The sequence below is a fragment of the Salinimicrobium oceani genome (assembly GCF_012037645.1).
Window position 1 is genome coordinate 488,966 of record NZ_JAAVJR010000001.1, and the last position, 13,826, is coordinate 502,791.

Annotated in this window: 12 protein-coding genes and 1 tRNA gene; 5 read left to right on the plus strand and 8 right to left on the minus strand. The window is 41.7% G+C overall.

What is annotated here, in order from left to right:
- Positions 1 to 49 precede the first annotated feature (49 nt).
- On the minus strand, positions 50 to 829 hold the full coding sequence (locus HC175_RS02245; RefSeq protein ID WP_168136880.1) for a S1/P1 nuclease: 780 nt from the start codon (positions 827 to 829) through the stop codon (positions 50 to 52).
- A gap of 182 nt (positions 830 to 1,011) precedes the next feature.
- Here HC175_RS02245 and HC175_RS02250 point away from each other — a divergent pair, with 182 nt between their 5' ends.
- From HC175_RS02250 to HC175_RS02265, 4 genes are read left to right on the plus strand one after another with little or no spacing between them, the layout of a single operon-like run.
- Entirely contained in the window at positions 1,012 to 1,938 is a 927-nt protein-coding gene (locus HC175_RS02250; protein ID WP_168136881.1) for an alpha/beta hydrolase family protein, read from the plus strand.
- Positions 1,938 to 2,753, plus strand: a complete 816-nt coding sequence (locus HC175_RS02255) for an HAD family hydrolase (protein WP_168136882.1) — start codon at positions 1,938 to 1,940, stop codon at positions 2,751 to 2,753. Before HC175_RS02250 ends, HC175_RS02255 begins: the two co-directional genes overlap by 1 nt.
- A gap of 60 nt (positions 2,754 to 2,813) precedes the next feature.
- Positions 2,814 to 4,079 carry a DUF819 family protein gene (locus HC175_RS02260; protein ID WP_168136883.1) on the plus strand — a complete coding sequence of 422 codons (1,266 nt, stop codon included), beginning with the start codon at positions 2,814 to 2,816 and terminating at the stop codon, positions 4,077 to 4,079.
- 56 nt (positions 4,080 to 4,135) lie between these two features.
- Positions 4,136 to 4,873, plus strand: a complete 738-nt coding sequence (locus tag HC175_RS02265) for a DUF4369 domain-containing protein (protein WP_168136884.1) — start codon at positions 4,136 to 4,138, stop codon at positions 4,871 to 4,873.
- Positions 4,874 to 5,202: 329 nt separating this feature from the next.
- On the opposite strand, the gene HC175_RS02270 is transcribed toward HC175_RS02265, so the two are convergent.
- The 4 genes from HC175_RS02270 to idi form a co-directional block, all read right to left on the minus strand.
- Positions 5,203 to 5,276: transfer RNA gene (locus tag HC175_RS02270), tRNA-Thr, on the minus strand.
- Positions 5,277 to 5,288: 12 nt separating this feature from the next.
- Positions 5,289 to 5,555: a hypothetical protein gene (locus HC175_RS02275; RefSeq protein ID WP_168136885.1), complete on the minus strand. Its 267-nt coding sequence runs from the start codon at positions 5,553 to 5,555 to the stop codon at positions 5,289 to 5,291.
- Positions 5,556 to 5,623: 68 nt separating this feature from the next.
- Positions 5,624 to 6,034, minus strand: a complete 411-nt coding sequence (locus HC175_RS02280; RefSeq protein ID WP_168136886.1) for a 6-pyruvoyl trahydropterin synthase family protein — start codon at positions 6,032 to 6,034, stop codon at positions 5,624 to 5,626.
- A complete protein-coding gene (gene idi, locus HC175_RS02285; RefSeq protein WP_168136887.1) occupies positions 6,031 to 6,549 on the minus strand; it encodes an isopentenyl-diphosphate Delta-isomerase in 519 nt (172 codons plus the stop codon). Before idi ends, HC175_RS02280 begins: the two co-directional genes overlap by 4 nt.
- A 138-nt stretch (positions 6,550 to 6,687) precedes the next feature.
- On the opposite strand from idi, the gene HC175_RS02290 reads away from it, so the two are divergent.
- On the plus strand, positions 6,688 to 8,277 hold the full coding sequence (locus tag HC175_RS02290; RefSeq protein ID WP_168136888.1) for a peptide chain release factor 3: 1,590 nt from the start codon (positions 6,688 to 6,690) through the stop codon (positions 8,275 to 8,277).
- 84 nt (positions 8,278 to 8,361) lie between these two features.
- Here the strand turns inward: HC175_RS02290 and HC175_RS02295 are convergent, their stop codons facing one another.
- The 3 genes from HC175_RS02295 to rpoC all read right to left on the minus strand — a co-directional run bounded on the left by HC175_RS02295 (position 8,362) and on the right by rpoC (position 13,751).
- The gene (locus HC175_RS02295) at positions 8,362 to 8,817 is read right to left on the minus strand and encodes a GNAT family N-acetyltransferase (protein ID WP_209309898.1); all 456 of its coding nucleotides are present in this window, start codon (positions 8,815 to 8,817) and stop codon (positions 8,362 to 8,364) included.
- A gap of 207 nt (positions 8,818 to 9,024) precedes the next feature.
- Positions 9,025 to 9,351, minus strand: a complete 327-nt coding sequence (locus tag HC175_RS02300) for a DUF3467 domain-containing protein (protein WP_168136889.1) — start codon at positions 9,349 to 9,351, stop codon at positions 9,025 to 9,027.
- A 98-nt stretch (positions 9,352 to 9,449) separates the two neighbouring features.
- The gene (gene rpoC / locus HC175_RS02305; protein WP_168136890.1) at positions 9,450 to 13,751 is read right to left on the minus strand and encodes a DNA-directed RNA polymerase subunit beta'; all 4,302 of its coding nucleotides are present in this window, start codon (positions 13,749 to 13,751) and stop codon (positions 9,450 to 9,452) included.
- Between the last annotated feature and the right edge of the window lie 75 nt (positions 13,752 to 13,826).

Sequence of the window (13,826 nt, forward strand, 5' to 3'; positions counted from 1 at the left end):
CTGAACAGTTTGTTCAGGCTTTAAAAGATTAGCATTTTGAAGATCAGTCTTATGCAAAGATCTCATTAAGGATCCTGGCTAGTCTCAAACCTCCTTTTTGAAGCTGATCATGCACTACCGGAAACCATTCGTACATATACTCATAGCCTAGTTTCTCTCCTACTTCTACAGAATCATAAACCTTATTAGCCAGGGCTTTTGATTCGTACATCCAGTCAAGAACAGAACCTGCCTGGATCTTCTTTATTTCCTCTTTTGAAAGTTCATCGGAATTGTGAGCGAGTTCTGTATAGCTCATCTGGAAATCATTGATCATTTCACTATCCCAAAGTCGATGAAGATTTGAGCCTTGTCCAAACCATCTTATTTGTATATCATTTCCTCCTTTATCCTCACCGCGGCCTGCATGCAGGGGCTGGTGAAGATCTCCTACAAAATGCACCAGCATTTTCAGAAAGAAGGCTTTTTCTTCTTTTGAAGCATCCTTATCTTTTAAAACTGCCATACAAGTTTTTATAGCCTGTACCAGGTCACCATCTGGATTTGCTTTCTCCTTTGAATATTCGGTTTCTCCTGGTTCCAGGTTTACGTAATGCCATACGTTATACTTTCGGTATGCAGGATCACTTTTAATATCGTCGCCATAGGTAGAAACAAAAGCAAGATTCTGTCCATCCAGGATCTCACGCACCTTCTGCTTTGCCTTTTTTGTAAGATGCTGTTCAGCAACTTCTCCAGTAGCCCTGTGGCCGGTTCTACCCCAGTCGTTTTCTGAAGCAAAACTAAGACTGGAAATAAGCAGAGCTGCAGCCAGTAAATAAATTTTCATCTGTATATTTTTTTAGGTCCTCAAAGATAGAAAAAGGAGGAAGTTTTTTCTGAATTTTCAAAAATCCTGCCGAATTTTCTCATTTTTGAAGCTCTAGTGCTAAAGATGAAATTGTAACTTCGCAATAATCAAAGGGAAGTTCCAATCCCTCTGACTCCCATAAATCTATTATAAGATCACCCATGAAAAATAGCATTTTAAGCCTCATTTTATTTATTGCTACTGCAGTAAACGGGCAGGTAACAGATTTTAAATCCACTGATCACGACATCAATGAATTTATAAAGGGAACGCTTGTTACTCCTGCAACAGATGGCCCCGTGCCTCTGGTCCTTATGCTCCAGGGCTCTGGTCCTACAGATCGTAATGGGAACCAGTCTTTCATGAAAAATGATGCTTTTAAAAAGCTTGCTCATGCCCTTGCTAAAGAAGGCATAGCTACCTATCGTTACGACAAAAGGATCTTTCAGGTTCAGAAACTCGGTATTCAGGAACAGGATATGCGATTTGATGATTTTGTAATTGATGCCGTAACTGCCATTGAACATTTTACATCCAATCCACAGTTTACAAAAATAGTGGTTCTTGGTCACAGCCAGGGTTCCCTGGTTGGGATGCTTGCAGCTAAAGGCCGTGCGCAGGGATTTATTTCCATAGCGGGTTTAGCCCAGCCCATAGATGCTGTTCTCACCGAGCAGATCACATCCCAAATGCCTGGACTAAAGGAAAATGTGGAGCAGGCATTTTCAGAAATGAGAGCAATTGGCAGTACGTCGAGTTATAACCCTGTTCTGGAATCGATCTTTCGGCCATCGGTGCAGCCATTCATCCTCTCCTGGATGCACTACGATCCTAAGGAGGAAATAAAAAAGCTGGACATTCCGGTACTTTTGATCAACGGCAGCAACGACCTTCAGGTCAAAGAAACTGAAGCTGAAAATCTTCAAAAAGCATATCCGCAGGCTGAAATTGTCATTCTCAAGAACATGAATCACATTCTTCGGGAGATTGAGGGTGATAACCTGGTCAATTCAAAATCCTATAACGAACCCGGTTTGCCTTTACATCCGGAACTTGTAAAGCCACTAGTTGAATTTATAAAAAAATAATGGCAAGATACAAGATCGTATTTTCAGATATTGACGGGACGCTGCTCAATAAAGATCGGGAGTTATCGCCGCTAACTCTTCAGGTTATTCGGCAGCTTCAAAGAGAAGTGCCCGTCGTCCTCATCTCATCCAGAATGCCACAGGCTATGCAACATTTACAACAGGAGTTGCACATTGCGCACCAACCTCTTATTTGCTATAATGGCGCACAGGTGATCATAGAGGGTGAAACCAGGAGCTCAAAGGAAATTCCGTGGAAAACCATAGACGCCCTTCATGCTTTCAATAAGACCCTTGACTGCCATCTCAGCGTTTACAATGATACTGACTGGTTTGTGCCCGCAATGGATTTCTGGGCTAAAAGGGAAGAAAACAACACCAAAGTCACACCTGTTGTGCGACCCCTTGCTGAGGTTCTTGAAGACTGGGAGCATTCAGAGAAAGGTGCACACAAGATCCAGTGTATGGGAGAACCTGAAAAGATTGACGCAATTGAAAAATTTCTTGCGGGTCATTTCCCAGATCAACTTCACCTCTATCGCTCTAAAGATACTTACCTGGAGATCGCTAACAAGAATGTTTCTAAGCTCACTGCCATTAAAATGCTACTCTCCAGCCATTTTAAACTCTCTTTGGAAGAGAGTATAGCCTTTGGTGATAATTATAATGACTATGAGATGTTAAAGGCCGTTGGACTTGGCGTAGCTGTAGGAAATGCAAAATCTGAAATTCTTGAGATCGCAAAGCAGGTTGCAAAGCATGGAAAAGAGGATGGGGTGGCCCTCAGTCTCAAAGAACTTTTTAACCTTTCTTGATTTTAATATATTTTTAAGACACTCCTAAAAATTGTATTTTGCCCGTCTTAAAGGTAATTTATGGATAATCCCCCAATTTTCACAAATGACGCGATAGTCCTGGGACTATTAATGTTGTCCTTAGGTTTTGTTTTTTTTACTTCCTCCAAAAAAGAAGGCGTCTGGTTCAAATTCTATAAGGTAGTGCCCGCGCTCCTCATGTGTTACCTCATCCCGGCAATTCTCAATTCCCTGAATATAATTTCAGATGAGACTTCCCAGCTCTATTTTGTCGCCAGCCGATACCTGCTTCCGGCATCTTTGGTCTTGATGACCCTGAGCATTGACCTGAAAGCAATTTTCAACCTCGGGCCAAAAGCCTTGATCATGTTCTTCACCGGAACCATAGGAATCATTATTGGCGGCCCCCTCGCCATTCTTATCATCTCCATATTTTCTCCTGAAACTGTAGGTGGTGTAGGCCCCGACGCGGTGTGGAGAGGATTATCTACCCTTGCAGGAAGCTGGATTGGCGGTGGTGCCAACCAGGCCGCAATGCTTGAAATTTTTGAATACAATCCAGATCTTTATGGAGGAATGGTGCTGGTAGACATTGTAGTGGCCAATCTCTGGATGGCTATTCTCCTAATGGGTATTGGAAAAAGCGATCGCATAGATAATTGGTTAAAGGCAGACAATTCTGCAATAGAAAGCCTTAAAAAGAAGGTAACTGCCTATGCGGATAGCGTTACCCGAAATCCCAGTCTCGCCGATCTTATTATCATGCTGGCCCTGGCATTTGGGGCCGTGGGATTTGCCCATTGGGGTGCCGATGCAATAGCTGCATATCTCACTTCAAACTTTGAAGTATTTAATGATAACAAATCTGCTCTGGCTTCTTTCGCTTCCACCTTTTTCTGGATGATCTCCATTGCAACGGCAGTAGGTATTATCCTTTCCTTTACAAGAGCTAAGGAATATGAAGGGGCCGGAGCCAGTAAATTAGGAAGTGTTTTTATATACTTTCTTGTGGCCACAATAGGGATGAAAATGGACCTGACCATGGTCTTTGACAATCCACATCTCATAACCATAGGCCTTGTGTGGATGGCCATACACGCAGGACTGCTCATTCTGGTTGCTAAATTGATCAAAGCACCTTATTTCTTTTTAGCTGTAGGTAGCCAGGCTAACGTAGGAGGCGCAGCCTCAGCTCCGGTAGTTGCCGCTGCTTTTCATTCCTCACTTGCAACTGTTGGGGTATTGCTCGCAGTTTTTGGTTATGTCGTGGGAACCTATGGAGCAATTTTAAGTACCATTCTAATGCAAATGGCTGCCGGCGGGTAGCAGAATGATGTAAATTTTTAGCATATTTGCGCGCATTTTTAACTACATATTACTACATGAAAAAATTTGGATTACTCTTATTGGCACTCGTTTTCGTAGCTGCATGTTCAAACCAGGAAACCAACCTTGAGATCCAGGGAAAGGTACAGGGATTAAAGAAAGGAACTCTTTACCTTCAGAAAATTGAGGATACTGCCCTTGTCACTATTGATTCTGTAGTAGTAAAAGGCGATGAAACCTTTTCCTTCAAGACTTTTATTGAGAGTCCACAGGTGTTATACCTTTACTTAAACAAAAAGGATAACAGTGTTTATAATGATCGTATCAGGTTCTTTGCAGAACCGGGAGAAATGATCGTGAATACAACGCTCAAAAATTTTGAGGGAGACGTCATTGTTGAAGGTTCAGAAAACCATGAAAGACTTATGGAATACGAACAAATGATGCAACGTTTCAACTCTCGAAATCTCGAACTCATTCAAAGGAGCCTAGCAGCCCAGGAATCTGAAGATCAGGATTCCCTTGATGCTACAGACATGGAATATGAGAGCCTCATTAAAAGAAGGTATCTCTATACGGTAAATTTTGCACTTAATAATAAAGACAGGGAAATCGCTCCTTTCCTGGCCATATCTGAAGTCTATGATGCCAATATCAAGTACCTCGATACCATCTATTCTGCTTTAACACCAGAAGTAAAGGAATCTCTCTACGGAAAAAGTCTGCAGGATTTTCTCGAGGAACGCAGAGCTTTAGAGAAGCAAACGGCCGAAGATTCGGTAACAAAGGCATAAGCTTCAATTAGAAAAAGCAAACTGCTTTTAAAAAAGTGCTCCTAAACACTGCACAGCTGTTTAGGAGCATTTTTATTTCCCACACATGCTTGCACTTCTGCAAGAAATTAGGGAATTAAATAATTATGATACCACTGCCAAAACTCCTATCCTTCAACATTGTTAATAAGAGTGGATTGCCGGTTCTTCACCATTACGTACAAAAAAACCTCTCAAAAAATGAGAGGTTTCTAATTTTGAGCCGATGGAGGACTCCCCTCGTCTACGCTCGGGACAAGCTTCTCATCACTCCATAAAAAAAAGCTCCTTCATTTCTGAAGGAGCTTTTGAGCCGATGGAGGGACTCGAACCCACGACCTGCTGATTACAAATCAGCTGCTCTAGCCAGCTGAGCTACATCGGCAAAAACTCTGAATTACAGAGCGTTTATTTTCTCTACAAGATCTCGGGCTTTTACCTCAAGTTCCTTTTCTATTGCTTTGAAATGTTGTTTTTTATTCTCAACATCCTTTTGATTCATCTTCCCTATCAATTCGTCAAAATCAGAAATTGCCTCGTCAACAACTTCTTCAGATTTTGCAGGATCCTCATCTGGATGCGTGATCTGGTGCAGATAAGCAGCCTCGATAATATCTCCGATTACGTAATTGATATCTCTTTTTAATGTTCTTCTGTTCGCCATCTTATCGCTAATTTTCAGCTGCGAATTTACATTATTTCCCGATTCAAAAAACAGTTTTCTAAAAAAAATTATTCTCCGCGGTAAGTAACGTAGTTTCTTGGAGTTTCAAATAAGGTCACCTCCAGGTCAAGATGAGATGCCAGTTCTGGGCGCAAAGTTTGCCATATCACTACGGCAATATTCTCGGCTGTCGGATTAAGATCTTTAAATTCCGAAACCTCTTCGTTTAGATTTTTGTGATCAAATGGCAGTTCTACCTTTTGATAAATGAGCTCTTTAAGATCTTTTAGGTCCATAACAAATCCGGTTTCTTCATTAATCTTTCCGGTCACAGCTACAATGAGCTCATAGTTGTGCCCGTGGTAATGTGGATTGCTGCACTTTCCAAAAACTCTTTGATTTTTCTCGTCATTCCAGTCTTTTCGATAAAGCCGATGTGCAGCATTGAAATGCGCCTTTCTATGTACCGTTACTTTCATTGCTGTATATGCTTGTAGTATTTCTCAAAGATGATCTTGAACCACTCTGTATATTGAGCAGGATGTTTTTGCATGTCCTCTTTGAGCTCCTCCAGTCCTACCCACTTGTAACTGTCTGCTTCCTCAGGATTTAGATTCGGTTCCTCATTATAAGTTCCCACCAGGATGTGATCAAATTCATGTTCTGTAAGGCCATTATCGAATGGCGCCTTATAGATAAAGGAAACCGTTTCCTTGAGATCTGTGGTAAAGCCCATTTCCTCCTGTAATCTTCGCTTTCCGGCAGCTATGTTGCTCTCTCCTTCCCGCTGATGGCTGCAACAGGTGTTGGTCCAGAGTCCTGGAGAATGATATTTTTCCGGAGCTCTGCGCTGGATCATCAATTCATTCTTGTCATTAAAAATAAAAACTGAAAAAGCCCTGTGCAACAAGGCTTTCTCGTGCGCCTCCATCTTAGGCATGAGGCCTATTTGCTCATCACGTTCATTTACGAGGATAACTTGTTCTTCTTTCATAGCAGAATTTGAGTCCCAAATGTACAAAATCACGACGGAAATTACCTTTTTTGACACCTATCAAAAGCTCTAAAGCTCCCTGCTGCACAGCACCAAATTCACGATCAATTATTTATCTTTGCAGCCTTAAACAGAAATATGAAGTTTTTAGACGAGATCAAAAGACGCAGAACCTTTGGGATCATTTCTCACCCCGATGCCGGTAAAACCACCTTAACAGAAAAGCTTTTACTTTTTGGAGGGGCAATCCAGGAAGCCGGAGCGGTGAAATCTAACAAGATCAAAAAAGGAGCTACCAGTGATTTCATGGAAATAGAACGCCAGCGGGGAATTTCGGTGGTGACTTCGGTCCTTGCTTTCGAGTACCAGGGAACAAAGATCAATATTCTGGACACTCCCGGGCATAAGGATTTTGCTGAAGATACTTTCAGAACACTTACTGCGGTAGATAGTGTGATTGTGGTGATCGATGTTGCAAAGGGTGTGGAGGAACAAACTGAAAAGCTGGTCGAGGTATGCCGAATGCGTAACATTCCTATGATCGTTTTCATTAACAAGCTGGACAGGGAAGGAAAAGATGCTTTTGAACTGCTCGATGAGATCGAACAAAAGCTGAATCTTACAGTAACTCCACTCAGTTTCCCAATTGGGATGGGTTATGATTTCAAGGGAATATATAATATCTGGGAACAGAATGTGAACCTTTTTACCGGCGACCCAAGAAAAGACATTGAAGAAACGGTAGAGATCTCAGACCTTGCTTCAAAGGAGCTGGATGATCTTATTGGAAATAAAGCAGCGGCTACTTTAAGAGATGAGCTGGAACTTGTGCATGGAGTATATCCAGATTTTGACAAAGAAGCCTATCTGGCAGGAAATCTCCAGCCCGTTTTCTTTGGTTCTGCTTTGAATAACTTTGGAGTAAGAGAATTACTCGACTGCTTTATAAGTATCGCACCTCCGCCCCGTCCAAAGGACAGTGACATTAGGAAAGTAGAGCCTGCTGAAGATAATTTTACAGGCTTCGTTTTCAAGATACATGCAAATATGGACCCTAAGCACCGTGACAGACTTGCTTTTATCAAAATTGTTTCTGGAAAATTTGAGCGCAATACGCCATACCTGCATGTAAGGCACAATAAAAAATTGAAATTTTCCAGTCCAAATGCCTTCTTTGCTGAAAGGAAGGAGATCGTAGATGTTTCGTATCCCGGAGATATTGTTGGCCTGCACGACACTGGAAACTTTAAGATTGGCGATACCTTAACTGAAGGCGAGGAACTACAGTATAAAGGAATCCCTAGTTTTTCACCAGAGCATTTTCGTTACATCAACAATGCCGATCCCATGAAGTCTAAGCAATTAGAAAAAGGGGTCGACCAGCTAATGGACGAAGGGGTAGCACAGCTTTTTACCCTGGAATTGAACGGCCGAAAGGTCATTGGCACCGTGGGAGCCCTTCAATTTGAAGTTATACAGTATCGCCTGGAGCATGAGTATGGTGCAAAGTGCACCTATGAAAATCTAAACGTGCACAAGGCTTGCTGGGTTGAACCAAATGATACAAAAAGTGAAGAATTCAAGGACTTCAAAAGAGTAAAAGCAAAATTCCTGGCTCATGACAAACGAGGACAATTAGTATTCCTTGCCGATTCGGCATTCTCCCTGCAAATGGCCCAGCAGAAATATCCGAATGTCAAATTCCACTTTGTATCGGAATTTAAATAGTAGCTGAAGAAAAGACGATAAATATAAGAGCCTTCAAAAATGACATTTTTGAAGGCTCTTATATTTAAGACTAAAAGGGAAAATTCAAAGCTCCTTCATAAAACAATAGCTTTTCTCGACCCCGGCGTACTGCCCATAATTGTCCATCCTGTTATATCCCATTTTTTGGTAAAGACGAATTGCTTCCGGCTGATTGATGCCCGTTTCAAGAATGCACTTAATAAACCCTAGATCTGCAGCCCAATTTTCTAATTCCTGAAGGATTTTTCCAGCATAAGCATTTCCCCTGCTCTCGGGCCTGGTATACATTCTCTTTACTTCGGCGGTTTGAGGATCATAAGCCTTTAGAGCGCCACATGCCACAGCCCAATCGTTCTCATACAACAAAACCACGTGCTGAATTTTATCTACTTTATTGAATTGATCGTAAAAAGCATGGTCCTCTCCATCTGTAATTGCAAGTTCCCGATCCAGGTCTTTAATGAGGCTGGTGAAATTAGGATCTTGTGCCGTTGTACGTTTTATCTTTATGTTCTTCATGACGTTAGTGGTTCATCAGAATAGTTTGTAAGACAAGTAAAAGTCTGAAAGAAATGTGGCCCTCCATTAATTAAATATACTAGAATTCAAAAATGGAGCAGCCTTCAGATTTTTCAGATTTACTATCAAAAAAACCGAAGCAAGTGCTTGGGTTAAAGAGGTTCCAAAAATGACATTTTTGGAACCTCTTATTTTTCAGAATATTTTTTAAGCCTGACCGGTGGGACCGAAATTCAGAGGAATGGGTGGTTGATCATAATCCTTTATCTCTCCGTGTGCTTTTTCAAACCTGTGAACATTTTCTCCCAGGGCTTTTAATAATCTTTTTGCGTGCTGCGGAGTGAGAATGATTCGAGACTTCACTTTACTCTTAGGAGTACCTGGCATAATGCTCACAAAGTCCACTACAAATTCAGAAACAGAATGGTTGATAATAGCCAGGTTGGAATAAGTTCCTTCAGCTACTTTTTCGTCAAGTTCTATATTGATTTGTCCTTTTTTTGATTTTTTACTGTTGTTATTTTCGTCGCTCATTGTAAATTTTTATTTCATTTAAAAGTACAAAAAAATCCCGACCATGTTGGCCGGGATTCTTGGGTTTAAACAGAAAAGGCCGCAACCGCGGCCTTTTACTAATTATAATTTACTTCCTGCTTTTTCTCAAGCATTTCGTCAAATTCTTCTTTAGAACCAACTATGATATTCTCGTACTCCCTTAAACCGGTACCGGCAGGAATTCTATGTCCAACAATAACATTTTCTTTTAGTCCTTCAAGATCATCTACCTTACCGCTTACCGCTGCTTCGTTAAGAACCTTCGTAGTTTCCTGGAAGGACGCTGCAGATATGAACGACTTGGTTTGAAGTGAAGCTCTGGTGATACCCTGTAGTACAGGCGTAGCTGTAGCAGGAGTTACGTCTCTTGCAGTAGCAAGATTCTTGTCTTCTCTTCTAAGAATAGAATTCTCGTCTCTCAATTCACGCGGAGTAACAAGTTGCCCAGCTTTCAGATTTTCTGAATCCCCGGAATCCTCTATTACTTTCATTCCAAAGATCTCATCGTTTTCTTCGGTGAAATCATCCTTGTGAACCAACTGGTTCTCAAGGAAAATAGTATCTCCCGGATCAACGATCCTAACCTTACGCATCATCTGTCTCACAACTACTTCGAAGTGTTTATCATTGATCTTCACCCCTTGTAGTCGGTAAACTTCCTGCACTTCATTCACAAGATACTGCTGTACAGCACTTGGACCTTTAATAGCAAGAATATCTTCCGGCGTTACAGAACCATCAGAAAGTGGCATTCCCGCACGTACATAATCATTCTCCTGAACAAGGATTTGGTTAGAAAGCTTCACAAGATACTTCTTAACTTCTCCTAGTTTAGATTCGATGATGATCTCACGGTTACCACGCTTGATCTTTCCGAAGGAAACAACTCCGTCGATCTCACTTACCACAGCAGGGTTAGATGGGTTACGCGCTTCGAAAAGCTCGGTCACCCTTGGAAGACCTCCTGTAATATCCCCGGACTTCGAAGATTTACGTGGGATCTTAACCAGGATCTTACCTACTTTGATCTTCTCATCGTTGTCCACCATAAGGTGAGCTCCAACAGGAAGGTTATATGAACGAATAACTTCGTCTTTCTTACCAAGGATCTGAAGAGTAGGAATAAGCTTTTTATTACGGCTTTCAGAAATAACTTTTTCCTGGAATCCTGTTTGCTCATCGATCTCCACCTGATAGGTCACCCCTTGCTCGATATTCTCATATCTGATCTTACCGGCAAATTCTGAAATGATCACCCCGTTATAAGGATCCCACTGGCAGATCACCTCATCTTTGGAAACTTTGTCTCCATTTTTAATAAAGATCTGCGATCCATAAGGAATGTTACTTGTACTAAGCACGATTCCAGATTTTAGATCCTTCAGTTTTAATTCTGAAGTCCTTGAAATTACGATCTCTGCCTCACTACCATCAGGAGCTTCTCCTTTCACGGTTTTAAGATCTTCGATCTCTGCAACTCCTGGGAACTTCGCGATCAACTTGTTCTCTTCAGAAATGTTTCCTGCAATACCACCCACGTGGAAGGTACGAAGGGTAAGCTGCGTACCCGGCTCTCCAATAGACTGGGCAGCCACAACACCAACGGCTTCACCTTTTTGTACCGTTTTATTGGTAGCAAGATTACGACCGTAACATTTCACACAAATACCTTTTTTAGCCTCACAAGTAAGAGCAGATCTTACTTCAACACTTTCAATAGGAGCATCTGTTATCTTCTTAACGATATCTTCGTCGATCTCAACACCCGAAGCTACAAGTAGCTCATTTGTCAAAGGATCATAAACATCATGAAGGGCAGTTCTACCAAGAATACGCTCTCCAAGTGACTCTACGATCTCCTCATTCTTTTTCAACGGCGACACATCAACTCCTCTAAGAGTACCACAATCTTCTTCGTTGATGATCACATCCTGTGATACGTCAACAAGACGACGGGTTAAGTAACCAGCATCGGCAGTTTTAAGTGCGGTATCAGCAAGACCTTTACGCGCTCCGTGAGTAGAGATAAAGTATTCAAGAATCGATAGTCCTTCCTTAAAGTTGGAAAGAATCGGGTTCTCAATAATTTCTCCACCTCCAGAAGTCGATTTCTTAGGCTTGGCCATCAATCCACGCATTCCGGTCAACTGACGGATCTGTTCTTTAGATCCCCTTGCACCAGAATCAAGCATCATGTACACCGAGTTGAATCCTTGCTGGTCTTCACGAATACGCTTCATAGCCAATTCCGTTAGGCCTGCATTCGTAGAGGTCCAGATGTCAATAACCTGGTTATAACGCTCGTTGTTGGTGATAAGACCCATGTTATAGTTCCCGATGATCCCTTCAACCTGCTCGTTTGCCTCATCGATCATGCTTTGCTTCTCTTCAGGAATAATAATATCCCCTAAGCTGAAGGAAAGACCTCCACGGAATGCAAATCCATATCCCATTTCTTTAATGGCATCAAGGAATTCGGCAGTTTCAGGAACACTCGTTACTTTCAGGATGTTTCCAATAATATCACGTAGTGACTTTTTGGTAAGTACATCATTCACATAACCGGCTTTTTCTGGCACGGCCTGGTTGAATAATACTCTACCTACAGTAGTCTCTATGATTTGATTTACAAGCTGTCCTGCCTCATTGTAATCTTTTGCACGAATCTTAATGATCGCATTAAGATCTACCATCTTCTGGTTGTAAGCGATCACTACCTCTTCAGCTGAATAGAAAGTGAGGCCTTCTCCTTTAATAGGCACTTCGGGAGTAGATTTTCTGGACTTTGTCATATAGTAAAGTCCCAAAACCATATCCTGAGAAGGTACAGTTACTGGAGAACCGTTGGCAGGGTTCAAAATGTTGTGAGAACCTAGCATCAACAGCTGTGCCTCAAGGATAGCCTCGGGCCCAAGTGGAAGGTGAACAGCCATTTGATCCCCATCAAAGTCGGCGTTGAATGCAGTACACGCAAGTGGGTGTAACTGGATCGCCTTACCTTCAATAAGTTTTGGCTGGAATGCCTGGATACCAAGTCTGTGAAGGGTTGGAGCCCGGTTAAGTAACACGGGATGCCCTTTCAACACATTCTCAAGAATATCCCAAACAACAGGTTCTTTTTTATCTATAATTTTCTTGGCAGACTTCACAGTCTTAACAATACCTCTTTCGATTAGTTTTCTTATCACGAAAGGCTTGTAAAGTTCGGCTGCCATGTCTTTTGGAAGACCACATTCGTAGAACTTCAATTCTGGTCCAACAACAATTACCGAACGTGCTGAATAATCCACACGCTTACCAAGCAGGTTTTGACGGAAACGCCCTTGCTTTCCTTTTAAGGAATCAGAAAGGGATTTCAACGGCCTGTTGGAATCGGTTTTTACTGCTGAAGATTTACGAGTGTTATCGAACAACGAATCAACAGATTCCTGAAGCATACGCTTCTCGTTACGAAGAATTACTTCAGGAGCTTTGATCTCCATCAACCTCTTCAAACGGTTGTTACGAATAATCACTCTGCGGTAAAGGTCATTTAAATCTGAAGTCGCAAAACGTCCTCCATCAAGCGGCACTAGTGGACGCAATTCTGGCGGAATGATTGGAATGACCTTCATGATCATCCATTCTGGTCGGTTTTCGCGATTCTTATTTGCATCACGAAGTGCTTCCACAACCTGAAGTCTTTTAAGAGCTTCAGTTTTACGTTGTTTTGAAGTTTCGTTGTTTGCCTTATGTCTTAATTCATAAGAAAGAGAATCAAGATCTATTCTTTGCAAAATGTCAATAAGACATTCCGCACCCATTTTTGCAATGAATTTGTTTGGATCGTTATCATCCAGGTAAAGGTTTTCCTGCGGAAGGGTATCCAGAATATTCAGGTACTCTTCTTCCGTAAGGAATTCCATCTTTTTAAGAGGCGCCCCCTCTTCATTCTTGGCAATACCCGGCTGAATAACCACATACCTTTCGTAGTATATGATCATGTCAAGCTTCTTGGAAGGTAAACCGAGCAGGTAACCAATTTTGTTAGGTAAAGAACGGAAGTACCAGATGTGAGCAACAGGGACAACAAGATTGATATGCCCCACGCGATCTCTACGCACTTTCTTTTCAGTTACCTCTACACCACATCTGTCACACACGATTCCTTTGTAACGGATCCTTTTGTATTTTCCACAGGCACATTCATAATCCTTCACAGGACCAAAAATACGCTCACAGAAAAGCCCATCCCTTTCGGGTTTGTGCGTACGATAATTGATAGTTTCAGGTTTAAGGACCTCTCCACGTGACTCGGCAAGAATCGACTCAGGAGAAGCTAAACCTATAGAGATCTTGTTGAACCTCTGTACTGTATTCTTATCATTATTTCTAGCCATAATACTTTTTATGTAGTAATCAGTTTTCAGTAAACAGTATTCAGTAAAATTATGCTGGATACTGCTTACCGGCTA

Excerpts from the sequence above, each read along its gene's own strand:
- HC175_RS02245 (WP_168136880.1), bottom strand. The coding sequence starts at position 829 with ATGAAAATTTATTTACTGGCTGCAGCTCTGCTTATTTCCAGTCTTAGT.
- HC175_RS02250 (WP_168136881.1), top strand. The coding sequence starts at position 1,012 with ATGAAAAATAGCATTTTAAGCCTCATTTTATTTATTGCTACTGCAGTA.
- HC175_RS02255 (WP_168136882.1), top strand. The coding sequence starts at position 1,938 with ATGGCAAGATACAAGATCGTATTTTCAGATATTGACGGGACGCTGCTC.
- HC175_RS02260 (WP_168136883.1), top strand. The coding sequence starts at position 2,814 with ATGGATAATCCCCCAATTTTCACAAATGACGCGATAGTCCTGGGACTA.
- HC175_RS02265 (WP_168136884.1), top strand. The coding sequence starts at position 4,136 with ATGAAAAAATTTGGATTACTCTTATTGGCACTCGTTTTCGTAGCTGCA.
- HC175_RS02275 (WP_168136885.1), bottom strand. The coding sequence starts at position 5,555 with ATGGCGAACAGAAGAACATTAAAAAGAGATATCAATTACGTAATCGGA.
- HC175_RS02280 (WP_168136886.1), bottom strand. The coding sequence starts at position 6,034 with ATGAAAGTAACGGTACATAGAAAGGCGCATTTCAATGCTGCACATCGG.
- idi (WP_168136887.1), bottom strand. The coding sequence starts at position 6,549 with ATGAAAGAAGAACAAGTTATCCTCGTAAATGAACGTGATGAGCAAATA.
- HC175_RS02290 (WP_168136888.1), top strand. The coding sequence starts at position 6,688 with ATGAAGTTTTTAGACGAGATCAAAAGACGCAGAACCTTTGGGATCATT.
- HC175_RS02295 (WP_209309898.1), bottom strand. The coding sequence starts at position 8,817 with ATGAAGAACATAAAGATAAAACGTACAACGGCACAAGATCCTAATTTC.
- HC175_RS02300 (WP_168136889.1), bottom strand. The coding sequence starts at position 9,351 with ATGAGCGACGAAAATAACAACAGTAAAAAATCAAAAAAAGGACAAATC.
- rpoC (WP_168136890.1), bottom strand. The coding sequence starts at position 13,751 with ATGGCTAGAAATAATGATAAGAATACAGTACAGAGGTTCAACAAGATC.